This window comes from Curtobacterium sp. PhB170, assembly GCF_003752345.1.
Taxonomy (GTDB): Bacteria; Actinomycetota; Actinomycetes; order Actinomycetales; family Microbacteriaceae; genus Curtobacterium.
The window spans coordinates 229,604-246,312 of the sequence record NZ_RJUM01000008.1; the positions used below are offsets into that span (position 1 = coordinate 229,604).

Genomic DNA, 16,709 nt, shown 5'->3' on the forward strand with positions numbered 1-16,709 from the left:
GGACCTCCGTGGACGCGGTATCAGGACAGGTAGTTAGACAAACTAGTTACACGGTGCCAGGGTTGCAGCATGCAGAACACGCTGAACCAGCTCCGGGCCAACCCGACCGAGTGGCGCCGTCGTGGGCTCACGCCGCCGGACGTGGTCCAGGCGATGATCGAGCAGCGTCTCGCCGAGCCCGGCTACTCGCAGCCCGTCGGCGACCCGTCGTACCAGGACTTCTTCCGCGCCTGAGCGCTGACCGCTTGCATGCGCCAGGTGGCGCGGAGGTGACCGTCCGATAGACTCGGGTGGACCACCGGCCCGCCTGGTCGCGTGAGGTCCTCCGCCAACGTGAGGAGAACCAGATGCCCGCAGCAGTCATCATCGGAGCCCAGTGGGGCGACGAGGGCAAGGGGAAGGCCACCGACCTCCTCGGCTCCCGCATCGACTACGTCGTGAAGTTCAACGGCGGCAACAACGCCGGCCACACCGTCGTCGTCGGCGGCGAGAAGTACGCGCTCCACCTGCTGCCCTCCGGCATCCTCACGCCCGGCGTGACGCCGATCATCGGCAACGGCGTCGTCGTCGACCTCGAGGTCCTGTTCCAGGAGCTCGACGCGCTGAAGGCCCGCGGCGTCGACACCTCGAAGCTGCTCGTGTCGGCGAACGCCCACGTCATCACGCACTACCACCGCACGATCGACAAGGTGACCGAGCGGTTCCTCGGCAAGCGCCAGATCGGCACCACCGGCCGCGGCATCGGCCCGACCTACGCCGACAAGATCAACCGCGTCGGCATCCGCATCCAGGACATCTTCGACGAGAACATCCTGCGCCAGAAGGTCGAAGCGGCCCTCGACCAGAAGAACCACCTGCTCGTCAAGGTCTTCAACCGCCGCGCGATCGACGCCGAAGAAGTGGTCGAGTCGCTGCTGTCCTACGCCGAGCGCCTGCGCCCGATGGTCGCGGACACCGCCCTCGAGATCCACCGTGCCCTGGAGCGTGGCGACACCGTCCTGTTCGAGGCCGGTCAGGCGACCATGCTCGACGTCGACCACGGCACCTACCCGTTCGTGACGTCGTCGTCGGCGACCGCCGGTGGCGCCGCGACCGGTTCCGGCATCGGCCCGGGCAAGCTCGAGCGCATCATCGGCATCGTCAAGGCGTACACGACCCGCGTCGGTGCCGGTCCGTTCCCGACCGAGCTGTTCGACGAGTCCGGCGAGTTCCTGCGCGCCAACGGCTTCGAGTTCGGCACCACCACGGGCCGCCCGCGCCGCTGTGGTTGGTACGACGCCCCGATCGCCCGGTACACCGCGCGCATCAACGGCGTGACCGACTTCGTGCTCACCAAGCTCGACGTGCTGACCGGGCTGTCGACGATCCCCGTCTGCGTCGCGTACGAGGTCGACGGCGTGCGCGTGGACGAGGTCCCCGTGAACCAGTCGGACTTCCACCACGCGAAGCCCGTGTACGAAGAGTTCCCCGGCTGGACCGAGGACATCACCGGCGCCCGCTCGTTCGACGACCTGCCGAAGAACGCCCAGGACTACGTGCTGGCGGTCGAGGCGATGTCCGGCGCGCGGATCTCCGCGATCGGTGTCGGTCCGGGCCGCGACGCCATCGTCGTCCGGCACGACCTGCTCGGCGCCGGCGCCTGACGATGCGGGTCCTGTTCGTCTGCAGTGGCAACATCTGTCGTTCGCCGCTCGGCGCGCAGGTCCTGACGGCGCGACTCGGCCCGGACGCTGCGGCGTTCGTGGTCGAGTCGGCCGGCACCATCGCCGACGACGGTGCCGCGATGGACGGCGCCGCTGCAGCGCAGTCCGTCCGGCTCGGCGGTGATCCGTCCGGGCACGGCTCGCGGTACCTGACGGCCGCGATCGTCGAGGAGGCCGACCTGGTGCTGACGGCCGAGCGGTCGCACCGCGCGGCCGTGGTGTCGCTCGCTCCCCGGGCGACGAAGCGGGCGTTCACCATCAAGCAGTTCGCGCGGGTGCTCGCGGGGCTCGCGCCCGGTGACCTGGCCGACGTGCACTCGCCCGAGGCCCTGGTCGAACGGGTCGCACGCCTGCGCGGCACCGTCCCGCCGCCCGCCGACCCCGCGGACGACGACGTCGACGACCCCTACCGTCGGTCCGAGGCGACTCACGCTCGGGTCGCCGACGAGATCGACGCCGCGCTCGCGCTGATCGCCGACGCACTCCGGGCAGCGCTGCGCTGACGCCGCGCTGACCCGCACGGTGCGCGCTTGTTCGTCCGGTGCGAGGTTGATGGCTCGGTGCGGGGTTGTAGCGGCGCACGGAGCGGTCAACCTCGCACGGGCCGACGGACACCGCACCGTGCGCCGCGCCGGGCCGGCGGACACCGCACCGTGCGCCGCGCCGGGCCGGCGGACACCGCACCGTGCGCCGCGCCGGGCCGGCGGACACCGCACCGTGCGCCGCGCCACCGCGCGACCGCCACCGCCTGCACCTTTCGATGCAAGTCCGGCAGGTGCATCCCGAAGCCGGTCGTCCCGCGACGCCGCAGTTCCTAGCGTCGTGTGCATGACGAACACCACCGAAGTCCGGCCCTCCGCCGGCACCACTCCGCAGGAGCGTGGGGGAGTCAGCGGCGTCGTCGCCCGGCACCCACTCGCGTCCTTCTTCACCCTCGCGCTCGGCCTGAGCTGGCTGGCGTGGATCCCGTACATCCTGTCGCCGCACGGCCTGGGCGTGTGGGACCTGCACTTCCCCGAGGTCCTCGGCTCCGCGCAGTTCACCGGCGTGCTGCCCGGGGCGCTGCTCGGTCCGTTGGGCGGCGCGTTCATCGTCACCGCGGTCGCCGACGGTCGTCCGGGGCTGCGTCGCTGGGTCGGTCGGCTGTTCCGTTGGCGGGTCGCCTGGTACTGGTACGCCCTGGCGCTCGTCGTCGTGCCGGCCATGATCGTCGCGTCCGCACTGCCCTTCGCCGGCGGTGACGTGCGCGCTCCCTCGGCGCTGGCGTTCGCCGCCCTGGTGCCCGGCCTGCTCATCCAGCTGTTCTCCACCGGCCTGAGCGAGGAGCCCGGCTGGCGCGACTTCGCCCTGCCCCGGCTGCAGCACCGCTTCGGCGGGCTCGGAGCCGCTGCGATCCTCGGTCCGATCTGGGCGCTCTGGCACATGCCGCTCTACCTCAGCGACTGGGGCGGGTGGCCGAACGCGCACTGGAGCGAGCCCGTCGTCTTCGCCCTGTTCACGATCACGTTCAACGTCGTGATGATCCAGGTGTTCAACAAGACCGGCGAGAGCCTGCCCCTCGCCCTGCTGTTGCACGTCGGCGTGAACAACACGATCTCGACGCTGTTCCCGGAGATGTACCCGAGCATGACCGCCGGCACGCTGATGATCGGCCTGACCATCACCTCGACCGTCGCCGCCGCGGTGCTCCTCGTCGTGACCCGCGGCCGCCTGGGCTACGACCCGGCTCGCCGCGCGCTGCCGATCGACGCCCCGGTCCCCGCCCGCACACGCCTCGTAGGATCACACGATGGCCTCCGCTGACCCGCGCACCCGTGCGCCGCGCGACGGCGACCCGCGCACCCGCACGCAGCGCGACGGCGAGCAGCGCACCCGCGACCGCCGCGTCGACGTGCTCGTCGCGCTCGGCACGGCCGTCGTGGCCCTCGGCCTGCTCGTCGGCCTGCCCCCGCTCGACGCGATCGACCCGGACGGCTCGACCCTCGGCGCGACTGCCCCGGCACCGCTCAGCACCGCGTGGACCGTCCTCGCCGCCGGGCTGCTGGCACAGGCGGCGGTCCTGCTCGCCGCCCGTCGCGCACCCCGCACGGTGCTGCTCCTGGTCGCAGCGATGCCGGTGCTGGTCGCGGGCCTCGCTCCGCAGGCCTTCGCGCTGTTCGGCCTGACCGCCCTGCCAGTGGTCGTGGCCGTGGTCCTCGCGGCACTGCGGGTCCCGCTGGCGCGACTCTGGCCGGCGCTGCTCGGGGCCGCCGCACTGGTCGTGGTGGGGCAGTCGATCGGGTTCTACCAGGCCTCCGGTGCCGGTCGCGGTGACGTCGTCCAGGGCATCACCGGATCCGCCGGCCAGGGCGTCCTGCAGGCCGTCGGCGCCGTCGGGCTCCCGCTCCTGGTGACCCTGCTGGTGCGCTCCCGCCGCGAGGTCCGCGCCGCCCGCACCGCCGAGGCGAGCGCGGTCTTCCGTGAGCAGGACGCCCTGGTCGACGCCGCGGTCTCCCGCGAACGGGCCGCCATGGCCCGCGAGCTCCACGACATCGCCGCCCACCACCTGTCCGGCATCGCCCTGATGGCCGCCGTCATCGACCGCCAGATCGACAGCGACCCGGAGCGCGCGCACGAGGGTGCCCGTCAGGTGCGGGAGCAGAGCACCGCCGTCCTCGACGACCTGCGCCGACTGGTCGGGCTCCTGCGCGAGGACGTCCCCGCCGAACGCGCGGTCGAGACGGTCGCCGGCATCGTCGACCTGGTCGAGCGTGCCCGGTTCCGCAGTGACGTGCGCCTCGACGTGCTCGCTGGCGACCACGCGCGCGGAGCACAGTCGCTGGCCGACGGCGTCGGTCCGCTCGCGCAGCTCGCCGCCTACCGGACGGTGCAGGAGGCGCTGGCCAACGCCGCCCTGCACGCCCCGTCCGCCCCGTGCACGGTCACCGTCGACGACCGCGACCCGATCCGGGTGGTGATCCGGGTGGAGAACGCACGGGCAGCCGCTCCGGCAGCGCCGACCTCACCGTCGGGCGGCAACGGCCTGCGGGGGATGCGCGAGCGAGCGGACCTGGTGGGGGCGAGCCTCCAGACCGGTCCCACCGCCACCGGCGGATGGCTGGTGGAGCTGGCGCTCGGACGGGAGGCACCTGCCGCAGTCGCGCAGGCCGCCGACGGTGACGAGGTGGTCGCGTGATCCGCGTGCTGGTGGCGGACGACCAGCCGCTGGTCCGGGCCGGGGTGTCCGCGCTCCTCGGCGCGGAGGCCGACATCGAGGTGGTCGGCGTGGCCGCCGACGGCGGCGAGGCGCTCGCGCTGGCGCGCTCGTTGCGGCCCGACGTCGCCTGCCTGGACATCCGGATGCCGGTGCTGAACGGCATCGAGCTCGCGCGGCTGTTCTGCGCGCCCGACGCCGACCCGGCGATCCCGGTGCTGATGCTGACGACGTTCGACCTGGACGACTACGTGTTCGGGGCGCTCGAGGCCGGTGCCTCCGGATTCCTGCTGAAGGACGCCGAGCCGGACACCATCGTCGAGGCCGTGCGGCAGGTCGCCGCGGGGAACGGGACGCTCGACCAGGCCCTGACCCGGCGGGTGCTGCGTGAGTTCGTGTCGCGACGGAGCCTGCAACCGGTTTCGGGGGACCGGGCCGACGGGGTGCTCACCGCCCGCGAACGCGAGGTCCTGCTGCTGCTCGCCCAGGGCATGTCGAACGAGGAGATCGCGGTCGCGCTCGTGCTCGAGGTCTCGACCGTGAAGTCGCACCTGGCGCGGATGCTGCCGAAGCTCGGGGTCCGGTCGCGGTTGCAGGCCGTGGTGTGGGCGTACCAGAACCGGATCGTGGCGGTCCCCGAGCCGTAGACTGCTGCGCTACCGGCGGAGCACGTGACGGTCGCGGCTCGCGGCGGCACCGGCCACGAACTGCAGCACGAGCAGGACGAGCAGCACCGCGATCGGTACGGTCCATCCCCCGGTCGCGGTGTGCAGCAGGCCGAGGCCGAGCGGCCCGAGCCCCGCCAGCAGGTACCCGATGCCCTGCGCCATGGTCGACACGTGGGCGGTGTGCCGGGCATCGGGGGAGCGCCACACGATGTAGCTCAGCGACAGGCTGATCGCGCCGCCCTGCCCGAGGCCGAGCAGCGTCATCCACACCCAGGCGCCCGCGGCCGGCGCGATGAGGAGTCCGGCGAACCCGGCGGCGCAGAGCACCACGACGACGAGCACGGGCAGCCAGGTCGGGCGCAGGCGTCGGGCGATCGCCGGCCCGGTGATGCCCGTCAGGATCCCCGGCAGGCTCGAGTAGGCCAGCATCAGGCCGGCAGTGTGTGCCGAGACACCGGCGTCCTGCAGCACGGTCGGCACCCACGTCAGGAACGCGTAGTACGACAGGCTCTGCAGCCCCATGAAGCCGGTCACCGCGATCGCCACGGGGTCGCGGAGCAGCCGCGCGAAGGTCGGTTCGTCGGCGGCACCCGCGCCGGTGGCACGGGTCGGAGCATCCGGGCGCTGCAGCGCTCGTGGCAGCCACACCACGAACGCGATCGCCGCGGGGATCGCCCAGAACGCCAGTGCCGGGCGCCACGACCCGGCGAACGCGGCCATCAGCGGGACGACGGCCGCCGACGCGATCGCCGCACTGAGGAACAGCGCCGTCGAGTACAGGCCCATCATCAACCCGACCCGGTGCGCGAAGTCGGTCTTGATCGCGGCCGGCATGCAGACGTTCGCCACCGCGATCGCCGCTCCGGCCAGCACCGTGCCGCCGTAGAGGGCCCAGCCGTGCGGCTCGAGCCGGAGCGCGATGCCGATCGCCAGCACCGCCATCGTCAGGCCGAGCAGCCGGTGCAGGCCGATGCGCCGACTGAGCACCGGGGTCAGGAACGCGAACGCACCGAACGCGAACACCGGGATCGTCGTGAGCAGGCTCGCCGCCGACGGGGACAGCCCCAACGACCGCTCGATCGCCCCGAGCACGGGCCCGACCGAGGCCACGCCCATCCGCAGGTTGATCGCGATGAGCAGCAGGCCCGCGCCGACGTACCAGCCGGCAAGGAGCCGTGGTCTGGTGGTCGTGACGGGGATCGAGACGGTGGTCATGAGTCGATCCCACCACTGCTCGCCACCGGCTCGGAACACGTAGACTGCCGCCCGATGTCGGATTCCAGCCAAGTGCCGGTCGACGCGCGGACCGTCGACCTGCGCACCGAGGCCGCCTTCGCCTTCGCACACGCCGAGACCGTCCCGACGCACACGCACCCGCTCGGTCACCTGGTGCACGCCGCCTCCGGCGTGCTGTCGCTCATCACCGACGACGGCGCGTGGATCGCGCCGCCGAACCGCGTCGCGTGGGTGCCGGCCGGTGCCGAACACCGGCACCGGGCCCACGGGGCGACCGACATGCGGGTCGTGTTCCTGTCGGCGGACGCAGCCACGGGCCTCCCGTCCGGTCCGGCGGTGCTCGCCGTCTCGGCGCTGGCCCGGGAGGCACTGCTCGCGTTGACGACGGACGCTCGCCGTTCCGAGACGGCGATCGAGCACCTGCGGGCGGTCGTCGTGGACGAGCTCGCGTCCGCGCCGGAGCAGCCGCTGCACCTGCCGCAGCCGCGGGATCCGCGGCTGCGGCAGGTGGTGTGCGAGGTCGAACGGGACCTGACTCGGCCGCGCGGACTCGGCGAGCTGGCGCGCGAGGTCGGCGTGGGCGAGCGGACGCTCAGTCGCCTGTTCCGGGAGGAGACCGGGATGGGGTACCGGCAGTGGCGGTTACAGCTGCGGGTGCACCGGGCGCTCGTCCTGCTGGCCGGCGGGGCCTCGGTGACCGACGTCGCGGCGGCGTGCGGATGGGCGACGACGAGTCAGTTCATCGACCAGTTCACACCACTCGTGGGCATGACGCCCGGGGTGTACCGGCGGCGTCAGCCGGTGGTGAGCAGCGGTCCGTGACCGGGTCGTGCTGGTCCGATATGCGAACAGGACCCGTTCGGGGGCTTTGGCGGGACGCGTGTGCCTGGTGTGGTGAATGCATGCACATCGAAACGCCGGACCCGGCGTCGCTCCGATCGACGGTCGTCGAGGGGATGATCCGCGCGCTCCGGGCCCGCCCGCTGCACGAGGTGACCCCGGCCGTCGTCGCAGCCGAGGCCGGAGAGTCGGTCGACGTCGTCGACCAGACGTTCCCGAGCTGGGACGGCCTGCTCCTGGCGACGATCGACCGCTGGAACGACCAGCGCACCACGCCGCTCATGCCACTCGCAGAACAGCACGGCACCGTGCCGTTCCTGCGTGCGATCGTGACCGCCAACATCGCCGACCCGTCGCTCATGCGGTTCCTGACCGCCAGCCTGAACATCGCCGCCTCGCCGGAGCACCCGCTGGCGCCGATGCTGCACTCCCGCTGGCGGCGCTTCCACGCGTTCGTGCAGCACTCCCTCGAGCGGGACATCCTGCTCGGCCGGGAGCCGCGGACCATGGAGCCCGCACGCGGTTCCGAGCAGCTGCTCGCGACCTACGAGGGGCTGCAGCTGCAGTCGATGGTGCGGCCGGAGATGGACCTGCTGGAGTCCTTCGACCGTGCCGTGACCCGCCTGCGCGAGGGATGGTCGCGGACCTACGTCGCGCCCGTCTGGGACCTCGACCTGGTGAGCTGACTAGGACCTCGGGGGCTGACCCAGACCTCGTGGGCTGACCCAGACCTCGTGGGATGACCCAGACCTCGTGGGATGACCCAGACCTCGTGGGATGACCCAGACCCACCACAGACCACGGACGCTAGGGCGTCCGAGGGCAGACGCCAGCCGTCTGCATGCGAGACCGCTCGATTCGGGTTCGAGCGGAAGCGCACCCACCGTGCCGCCGCTCGATTCGGGTTCGAGCGGCGGCACGCACACCGATCACCCACGTGGCACCGCGACGACGCCGTGCCGGCGAGGAACGGACAGCACATGCAGCACCTGACGATCTCGGTCGCAGCCGAGCCCTTCGACCTCGAGGACGCCGTCCGGCTGCGCGCCGCAGCGCGGATCGAGGTCGACCGGATCTACGGGCGGTCGGCCGACACCGGACGGCCGCTCACCGGGGCGACCGCCGCCGTGCACGTCATCGCCCGCGACCCCTCGGGCTTGGCGCTCGGAACCGGTTCGCTCAGTGCCGCGGGGGACGGGGTCTTCGAGATCCGCCGGCTGTTCGTCCGACCGGACTCCCGCGGGCAGAACGTCGGCGACCTGCTGGTGCTCGTGCTGCTCGCGCAGGCCGAGGAGCTGCAGGCACCCGCGGTCGTGGCGGAGATGGGCGTGCTGCAGCCGCACGCGGCCGCGCTGTTCGCCCGCAACGGGTTCGTGCGGATCCAGCCGTTCGGCCCCTACCGCGACGACCCCGAGTCGGTCTGCCTCTCGCGGGCGCTCTGACAGGGCGGCTGCCGGGCGGCTTCGCGCTTCGGGCGGGCGGCCGGTCGGCTGCAGGGCTCGGCTACGGTCGAGGCATGGGGAACGACGACGTGGCCGGGCAGCAGCGGCGGGACCGGAACCGGTGGTGGCTCTGGTGCGCCGGCGGGTTCGTGCTGTCGCTCGGGCTGCTGCTCGTGCTGGGGCAGTGGTTCCCGGTGAGTGCTGGGGTCCTCGGTGGTTGGTTGGTGCTCGCGTTCTCGATGCGGGCGATCCCGTCGGGTCGTCAGTCCTCGGCGAACTCGGCCAGCACGATCGCTGCGTTCGTGCTCACGGTCATCGGCCTGGGCCTGCTGATCGGCGTGGTCTGGCCGAGTCGGGGCGAGGCAGACCCACGCATCGAGGGGATCGTCCTCGGAGCAGTGCTCACCGCGGTCGGTCTGACGTGGATGATCGTCGTGGAGAAGCGGTTCTCAGGGCGCCGAGTCGAGGGCTGACCTCGTCACGTGCGCTCCTGGCGCGCCGGGTGGGCGGGCAGCGCGGAGGTGTCCGCCGGAACCGGTGCTCGTCGGATCGCGATCACCGTCACGTCGTCGTCGTGCGCGACTTCGTCCGCCCGCGTGGACAGTGCCGCCACCAGCGCCGTGGGTTCGGAGCCGCAGGCCCGTGCGAGGTCGGCCACGGCGTCGACGGTGTCCTCGCGGCCGCCGAACAGGTCGAGCACGCCGTCACTGAACGAGATGAGCAGGTCGCCGGTGTCGAGGAACCCCTCGGTCGTCGCCCACTCGTCGCGGAGCCCCATCCCGAGCGGGAGGTCGCTCGACCGGAGCCGATCGACGGCGCCGTCTGACCGGAGCACCAGGCTCAGGCCGTGGCCGGCGTCGGCCCACCGGAAGGTCCCGTCGGTCGAGATGCGCGCGTGGAACAGCGTGGTGAAGGTCACGTCGGTCGCGCTGCCCTCGGCGGCGAGCCCGTCGGCCGCCCGCAGCAGCGTCTCGGACGGGTCGTCGACGGTGCGGGCACTGCGGACGGTGGCCCGCACGGCTGCCGCGATCAGCCCGGCTCCGACTCCCTTGCCCATCACGTCGCCGAGGCTGACGGCGATCCCGGTGTTCGTCTCGTACCAGTCGAAGAAGTCACCACCGACTGACTTCGCCGGCAGGCAGGCGCCCGCCACCGCCACGTCAGCGCCCAGGTGGTCAGTCGACGTCGGCAGCAGCGAACGCTGGACGGCGGCGGCCCGATCGATCTCCGCGCGGACGCGTTCCTCGCCCAGTCGGGCAGCGCGCACGTTGCGCCGCGCTCGCCGCGAGAGCTCCTGCACGACCGCCGCGACCGTCCCGAACACGATCACGGTGACGCCGAGACGGACCAGCTCGCTCGCGCCGGGCACGTTCGTCGGCGTCAGGAAGTAGGGCGCCATGATCACGAGCGTCACGCCCAGCGCCGCGTACACGACGGTCAGTCGCCCACGGAGGGACCCGCACCAGACGACCGGCAGGACGGCGAGCGAGGTGAAGACCGACGCGCTCGCGCCCGTGCTCGTCCGGAACAGCGCGATCGCCACGAAGTCGAGCACCAGCAATGCCGGCACGAGCCCGACGGAGTGCGGGAGCGCCAGTGCCACCGCCGCCACGACCGTCGCGAGACCGGTGACCGCGAGGCTCGCGACGAACAGGCCGTCGTCCGTCACCTGGAGCGACGGCACCGTGATGCTCAGGACGGCACCGAGCGCCAACAGCGCACTCAGCGGAGCCTGCCGGGCGAGGGGGCTCTCGAGGATGCTGGTTGGGCGAGACATTCGAGAAGGACGTTACCGGTCGGGGCGGCTCGTCGTGCGTTGCCTGCGGCGAACGGTCGCAGTGTCCGGGTGGTTCTTCGACGTGCGGTGGCGTGCGGCAATGCGGACCTCCGCAATGTTCTCGCTCTGAGAACCGTGAGAGCCCGCTCAGTCGATACTCTCCTGATCGCGTTGCTACCCGAGCAACACTCATCACGTATCTAGCCAGGAGACTCCGTGTCCGACACCACCTACTCGGCGGCACCCCACCAGCCGGTCGCACCGCAACCCCCGCAGCGCGCCGCTGGCAACGGATTCGGGATCGCCTCGCTGATCCTCGGCATCCTGACGATGGCGGGCTTCGCCATCCCCTTCTTCAACTACGTCACGATCGCCACGGGCGTCGTCGGAGTCGTCCTCGGGATCATCGGGCTCGTCATCAAGTTCCGCCCGCGCAAGGCTGCGGTTGCTGGGCTGATCCTCTCCGGCCTGGGACTCGTCCTGTCGATCATCCTCGCGGTCGTCTACACCGCGATCTTCGCTGGTGCCGCAGAAGCGGTCAGCAAGGCGACGGTTCCGCCCGCTGGGACGTCTGCGTCAGCGGCTCCGGCTGACAGCGCCGCTGAGGACACGTCGAGCGCGACGGCCTCGTTCAAGGACGGCGTCCTGACCACGTCCGAGATGACGATCAAGATCACGAGCCACCGCGTCATCCCGGTCGGCCAGCCCGGCAACGAGTACGGCACCAAGCCGGTCATCGCGATCGTCTACACGACGACGAACCTGACCGACAAGGCGATCAACCCCACCCTTGCCTGGATCGGCTCGTTCGAGGCATTCCAGGACAACGACCCGAACGCGGTCAACAAGCTCGACATCGGTTCCACCCCGGGCGACCAGTACCTCGACTCGCAGACGGAGGACATCAAGAACGGCGGCACCGTCGAGAACGCGGTCGCTTACGAGCTCGACGACGAGACGACGCCCGTCAAGCTCACCGCAAGCGAGAGCCTCTTCGCCGACGACCTCGGGTCCGTCACCTACGAACTGCAGTAATCCCCTCACGACAACGGGCCGGCCTCTTCGGAGACCGGCCCGTTTCGTCTGCGCTCATCAGCGGGGCCAGGTGAGCACGACCGCCACGGTGTTGAACAGGACGTGCGCCAGGATCGCCCCGCCGATGCGTCCGGTCATGGCGACGAGCGTCCCCGTCAGCAGACCGAGCACGAACGTCGTCACGAAGACCTCGAACCCCGCGACCGACGATGTGGTCGTGCTGATCGCCAGGTGCATCAGCGCGAACGCGAACGCGGTGACCAGCACCGCCAAGAACCGCGTGCGCGGCGTCAGCTCGGCCGACAGCCGACGCTGCATGACGCCGCGGAACACGATCTCCTCGAGCACCGGACTGACCAGGCACACCCCGATCGCCGAGACCACGAGCAGCAGGACGTCCGGCGTGCCGAGGGTTGGCTGCGGCGTCAGCCCGGTCGCGCCGAAGAACGCGACGGACAGCACGGCGTCGAGCCCGCGGCACACGACGACGATGCCGATGGCCGCGACGACGTCGGCCCACCCGAGCCCGAGCCGACGCACGAGGACGGCCGGAGCTGACTTCCGGAGCACCCATCCGACACCGAGCACGAGCGGCACCCACACCGCCAGGTCGGCGGCGAGCACCTGCGTGATCGGCACGGGCAGACCCCCAGTCCGGGCGACGCCACCGACGATGCGGGACAGCAGCACGGCGACCAGGAGCGCGATCACGATGACCTGCAGGTCCCGCACCGCCGAGGAGGGGCGGTCGGCGGTCGGCGCGTCCGGTTCGGGCTGCATGTCGCCACCGTACGGGACGCAGAACGAGACTCGACGCCGTACGATCCCGAGCGCGTCTCGTCGGTGTGGCAGTATTTCCCTGCCGAACGCTGGGACGATCCTGGCCGACCTGTGACGGGACTTGCAGGACGCGGCGACTTCCGGGGAAGGGTGCCGCGTGGAGCTACGCGACTACATCGCGGTCTTGCGCAAGGGGTGGGTCTTCATCCTGGTGCTGGCACTGGTCGGCGTCGCCGCGGCGGCGGGCTTCTCGCTGCTCAAGCAGCCGGTCTACTCCGCCTCGGCGCAGGTCTTCGTCTCGACGCAGACCAGCGGTAGTGCGAGTGACCTGGCGCAGGGCAACACCTTCACGCAGCAGCGCGTTCTGACCTACTCGAACCTCGTCGAGACGCCGATCGTGCTCCTGCCGGTGATCTCGAGCCTGAAGCTCGACATGACGTCCGACCAGCTCGCCGAGCTCGTCACCTCGGACGCGCCGCTCAACACGACGCTGATCTCGATCACCGTGAACGACACGAACGCCAAGCAGGCCGCCGACATCGCGAACGCGACCTCCGAGAGCCTGACCAACGTCGTGCAGAACATCGAGGCCACCGACGCCGACGGCACCAGCACGGTGAAGCTCACCCGCGTCAAGGAAGCCCAGGTGCCGAACGCGCCGGTCAGCCCGAACGTGCCGGTCAACGTCGTGCTGGGTCTGCTCGTCGGCCTCGCGCTCGGCGTCGGTGTCGCGGTCCTGCGCTCGACGCTCGACAACCGCGTCCGCACCGAGTCGGACGTCGAGAAGATCAGCGAGAAGCCGGTCGTCGGCGGGATCGCCTACGACAGCAAGGCCTCGGAGCGCCCCCTCATCGTGCAGGTCGACCCGCGCAGCCCGCGGGCCGAGTCGTTCCGCACGCTCCGCACCAACCTGCAGTTCCTCGACCTCGGCACCGGTTCGCGCACCTTCGTGATGACGTCGTCGGTCGAGTCCGAGGGCAAGAGCACCACCGTCGCGAACCTCGCCATCGCGCTCGACAGTGCCGGCTTCCGCGTGATCCTGATCGACGCTGACCTGCGCCGCCCGAAGATCGCGACCTACATGGACCTCGAGGGCGGTGCCGGTCTCACCGACGTGCTCATCGGACGCGCGACGATCGAGGACGTCGCCGTGCCGTGGGGCCGCGGCAACCTCGTCGTGCTCCCCGCCGGGCCGATCCCGCCGAACCCGTCCGAGCTGCTCGGTTCCCGCGCGATGCAAGACCTGATCGCCGGCCTGGAGCAGCAGTTCGACTACGTCCTGTTCGACGCCCCGCCCCTGCTGCCCGTCACGGACGCCGCGATCCTGTCGAAGAAGGCCTCCGGCGCGATCGTCGCCGTCGCCTCTGGCCGCACCCACAAGGGGCAGCTCGCCGGCGCGGTCAGTGCGCTCGAGAACGTCGGTGCCCCGATCGCCGGCTTCGTCATGACGATGATGCCGACCAAGGGACCGGGTGCCTACGGCTACGGCCGCTACGGCTACGCGTACGGCTACGGCCTGCAGGACGAGGACACCCCCATGCCGAAGCCCCCGAAGCGCGGCCGCGTCGCAGCTACTCGCGGAGCCGCTCGATGACGGCGGTCCGCACGTGAGTCCGCGCCGAGGGTTCCGCACCCTCGGCAGCGTCTTCTCGCGCCGCACGCTGGTCTGGGTCGCCGTCATCGTCGTCGTCCTAGTGGTCGTCGACGTGGTGCTCGTGGCACTCGCGCTGGCGCGCACGGCGCCTTCGTCGAACGGGACTCCTGGGCCGGTGCCGACCTTCTCGAGCTCTCCCAGGTCGCCGGGCTCCGCGACGGCCGAACCGTCGGTGACCGCCACGGCGGATCCCGCAGGGATGGTCGCGCCCGGCCGTCGTCTGCTGTCCGCAGTGGACGGTCAGGAGGCATGGCGCGCCTCCAGTGGGGTGTGTGACGGAACCGACGGGGTGCTGGAACACACCGTGGACGGCGGAACGACGTGGACTCCGGTCGGTCTCGGGGCCGGAGCAGGCGCCGTGCTGGCGCTCCGCGCTGGCACGGACAGCGTCTCGGTCGTCATCGGCACGGGCGACGACTGCGAACCGACGGTCCGGACGTCCGTCGACGACGGGCAGTCCTGGAAGGACGGAGCCGCTGGCGCAGCCGGGGCCGGCGTCGGACCCGACGGGCTGATCCTGTCGACGGGCGCCGTCGACTCCCCGTGTGCCGACCCCATCGAGGCGTACGAGGGTGAGTTCACCACTGCCGTCGTCTGCGCCGACGAGGTGCAGTGGCGTTCGGGTGACGGCGACTGGGTCGCCGTGCCGCTCGCGGGTGTCCGGTCCCTGGCGGACGACGGTGACTCGTACCTCGTCGCGGGTGTCGACGCGGCCGCCTGCGCCGGCGTCGAGATCCGATCCCTGCCCGCCGTCGGGGTGATGACGGCGACCAAGTCCACAGTCGTCGGGTGCGCGTCGGAGGCTGACCCGGACGGGGCGCTCGCCGTCGCGCGGGCTGGGAACGCCGTGTGGCTGTGGTCCGGGAGCGATGCGCTGGTGTCGACGGACGACGGTGTCACGTGGTGAGTGGCGCGCAGGGCACCTCTGCGCCGTCCCGCGCCGCGCAGTCGTCGACTTCTGACTGGAGCCGGGCTTACGGGCGCCGTGTGCTCTTCACCGACCTGCTCGTCCTGATCTGGGTGGTGTTCGGGGTGCAGATCGCCTGGCTCGGATTCGACTCGAACCTGGCGACGAACACGAACGACCTCCGACTGAACTACACGGGCATCTCGATCATCGTGATCCTGCTGTGGCTCGGTGCCCTGGCCGTGTTCGACACGCGTGGTGCTCGTGTGCTCGGGGTCGGCAGCACCGAGTACCGGCTCGTGGCCGACTCGAGCGTCCGCGTGTTCGGGATCCTCGCCATCGCGGCGTTCCTGTTCCACATCGAGCTCGCCCGCGGGTACGTCCTCATTGCGTTCCCCGTCGGGATCCTGTTCCTGCTGCTCTCGCGATGGATGTGGCGACAGTGGTTGGTCGCGCAACGTCGGTCTGGCAGGTACTCCGCCAAGGTCCTGCTGGTCGGTTCCCCGGCGAGCGTGCAGCACATCGCCCAGGAGCTCGCCCGCACGCCCGAGGCCGGCTACCGAGTGCTGGGTGCCACGGTGTCCGGCGGACAGGTCGGCACCCTTCCCGGATCCGGCGTGCAGAGTTACGGCGGCTTCGACGACATCCTGACGGCGCTCGAGCAGAGCGGCGCTGACACCGTCGTCATCACGAGCGCCGACGACCTGCCCCCGGAACGAGTCCGCGAACTCAGCTGGTCCCTGGAACCCGGCAAGCAGCACCTCGTCGTTGCCCCGAGTCTCACTGACATCGGTGGCCCGCGCATCCACACGCGGCCGGTGCAGGGGCTGCCCCTGATCCACGTCGAGACGCCGACGTACGAGGGCCGGAAGCTGTGGACGAAGCGCGCGTTCGACATCGTCGGGTCGCTGCTGCTCATCGTCTTGTTGTCGCCGGTCCTGGCGCTCCTCGCGATCACCGTCCGGGTCAGTTCGGCGGGTCCGGTGCTCTTTCTCCAGGAGCGTGTCGGACTCAACGGCCGACCGTTCCGGATGGTCAAGTTCCGGTCCATGGCGTTCGACGCGGAAGACCGACTCCAAGAGCTCAGCAACCTCGATCGCGCTGCGGGAAATGACGTGTTGTTCAAGATGCGCGACGACCCGCGAGTCACACCGGTCGGTCGGTTCATGCGGCGGTTCAGCCTCGATGAACTGACGCAGCTGTTCAACGTCTTGTCAGGCAGCATGTCGCTCGTCGGACCGCGGCCCCCCTTGCAACGAGAGGTGGAGCGGTACGAGGCGCGGGTGCACCGCCGCTTCCTCGTGAAGCCTGGTGTCACGGGCCTTTGGCAGGTGAGCGGGCGATCCGATCTCGGGTGGGAGGACTCCGTGCGCCTCGACCTGTACTACGTCGAGAACTGGTCACTCGTCGGCGACGTCATCATCCTCTGGCGCACCGCTCGCGCCGTGGTGGGTTCGGCGGGCGCGTACTGACC

At 71.2% G+C, this 16,709-nt stretch carries 17 protein-coding genes; 14 read left to right on the forward strand and 3 right to left on the reverse strand.

Annotated features, from left to right (window positions below; genetic code table 11):
- Positions 1 to 69 precede the first annotated feature (69 nt).
- From EDF40_RS19085 to EDF40_RS01650, 6 genes are all read left to right on the forward strand, one after another.
- Positions 70 to 234, forward strand: a complete 165-nt coding sequence (locus tag EDF40_RS19085) for a hypothetical protein (RefSeq protein ID WP_185002646.1) — start codon at positions 70 to 72, stop codon at positions 232 to 234.
- A gap of 113 nt (positions 235 to 347) precedes the next feature.
- Positions 348 to 1,643, forward strand: a complete 1,296-nt coding sequence (locus tag EDF40_RS01630) for an adenylosuccinate synthase (RefSeq protein ID WP_123340252.1) — start codon at positions 348 to 350, stop codon at positions 1,641 to 1,643.
- Between the two features lie 2 nt (positions 1,644 to 1,645).
- Entirely contained in the window at positions 1,646 to 2,206 is a 561-nt protein-coding gene (locus tag EDF40_RS01635; protein ID WP_123340085.1) for a low molecular weight phosphatase family protein, read from the forward strand.
- Positions 2,207 to 2,531: 325 nt separating this feature from the next.
- Positions 2,532 to 3,506, forward strand: coding sequence for a type II CAAX endopeptidase family protein (locus EDF40_RS01640; RefSeq protein WP_123340086.1), 975 nt, complete (start codon positions 2,532 to 2,534; stop codon positions 3,504 to 3,506).
- Complete coding sequence (locus EDF40_RS01645) at positions 3,493 to 4,878, forward strand: sensor histidine kinase (protein WP_123340087.1); 1,386 nt, start codon at positions 3,493 to 3,495, stop codon at positions 4,876 to 4,878. The genes EDF40_RS01640 and EDF40_RS01645 overlap by 14 nt, the downstream gene beginning before the upstream one ends.
- Entirely contained in the window at positions 4,875 to 5,543 is a 669-nt protein-coding gene (locus tag EDF40_RS01650) for a response regulator transcription factor (protein ID WP_123340088.1), read from the forward strand. The genes EDF40_RS01645 and EDF40_RS01650 overlap by 4 nt, the downstream gene beginning before the upstream one ends.
- A gap of 9 nt (positions 5,544 to 5,552) precedes the next feature.
- On the opposite strand, the gene EDF40_RS01655 is transcribed toward EDF40_RS01650, so the two are convergent.
- Complete coding sequence (locus EDF40_RS01655) at positions 5,553 to 6,779, reverse strand: MFS transporter (RefSeq protein ID WP_123340089.1); 1,227 nt, start codon at positions 6,777 to 6,779, stop codon at positions 5,553 to 5,555.
- Positions 6,780 to 6,833: 54 nt separating this feature from the next.
- On the opposite strand from EDF40_RS01655, the gene EDF40_RS01660 reads away from it, so the two are divergent.
- The 4 genes from EDF40_RS01660 (at position 6,834) to EDF40_RS01675 (ending at position 9,555) form a co-directional block, all read left to right on the forward strand.
- Positions 6,834 to 7,622 (forward strand): helix-turn-helix domain-containing protein, encoded by a 789-nt coding sequence (locus tag EDF40_RS01660; protein WP_123340090.1) that lies wholly within the window; start codon positions 6,834 to 6,836, stop codon positions 7,620 to 7,622.
- Positions 7,623 to 7,702: 80 nt separating this feature from the next.
- A complete protein-coding gene (locus tag EDF40_RS01665) occupies positions 7,703 to 8,326 on the forward strand; it encodes a TetR/AcrR family transcriptional regulator (RefSeq protein ID WP_123340091.1) in 624 nt (207 codons plus the stop codon).
- A 294-nt stretch (positions 8,327 to 8,620) separates the two neighbouring features.
- A complete protein-coding gene (locus EDF40_RS01670; protein ID WP_185002648.1) occupies positions 8,621 to 9,082 on the forward strand; it encodes a GNAT family N-acetyltransferase in 462 nt (153 codons plus the stop codon).
- A gap of 74 nt (positions 9,083 to 9,156) precedes the next feature.
- A complete protein-coding gene (locus tag EDF40_RS01675; RefSeq protein WP_123340093.1) occupies positions 9,157 to 9,555 on the forward strand; it encodes a hypothetical protein in 399 nt (132 codons plus the stop codon).
- 5 nt (positions 9,556 to 9,560) lie between these two features.
- Here EDF40_RS01675 and EDF40_RS19090 read toward each other — a convergent pair whose 3' ends face one another.
- Positions 9,561 to 10,859 carry a PP2C family protein-serine/threonine phosphatase gene (locus EDF40_RS19090; protein ID WP_185002650.1) on the reverse strand — a complete coding sequence of 433 codons (1,299 nt, stop codon included), beginning with the start codon at positions 10,857 to 10,859 and terminating at the stop codon, positions 9,561 to 9,563.
- Between the two features lie 216 nt (positions 10,860 to 11,075).
- On the opposite strand from EDF40_RS19090, the gene EDF40_RS01690 reads away from it, so the two are divergent.
- Entirely contained in the window at positions 11,076 to 11,894 is an 819-nt protein-coding gene (locus EDF40_RS01690; RefSeq protein ID WP_221180471.1) for a DUF5067 domain-containing protein, read from the forward strand.
- Positions 11,895 to 11,951: 57 nt separating this feature from the next.
- Here the strand turns inward: EDF40_RS01690 and EDF40_RS01695 are convergent, their stop codons facing one another.
- A complete protein-coding gene (locus EDF40_RS01695) occupies positions 11,952 to 12,674 on the reverse strand; it encodes a CPBP family intramembrane glutamic endopeptidase (RefSeq protein WP_123340094.1) in 723 nt (240 codons plus the stop codon).
- 157 nt (positions 12,675 to 12,831) lie between these two features.
- Here EDF40_RS01695 and EDF40_RS01700 point away from each other — a divergent pair, with 157 nt between their 5' ends.
- From EDF40_RS01700 to EDF40_RS01710, 3 genes are read left to right on the forward strand one after another with little or no spacing between them, the layout of a single operon-like run.
- A complete protein-coding gene (locus EDF40_RS01700) occupies positions 12,832 to 14,268 on the forward strand; it encodes a polysaccharide biosynthesis tyrosine autokinase (protein WP_123340095.1) in 1,437 nt (478 codons plus the stop codon).
- 13 nt (positions 14,269 to 14,281) lie between these two features.
- Complete coding sequence (locus EDF40_RS01705; protein ID WP_123340096.1) at positions 14,282 to 15,235, forward strand: hypothetical protein; 954 nt, start codon at positions 14,282 to 14,284, stop codon at positions 15,233 to 15,235.
- Positions 15,232 to 16,707, forward strand: a complete 1,476-nt coding sequence (locus EDF40_RS01710; RefSeq protein ID WP_395861684.1) for a sugar transferase — start codon at positions 15,232 to 15,234, stop codon at positions 16,705 to 16,707. Before EDF40_RS01705 ends, EDF40_RS01710 begins: the two co-directional genes overlap by 4 nt.
- Positions 16,708 to 16,709: the final 2 nt, after the last annotated feature.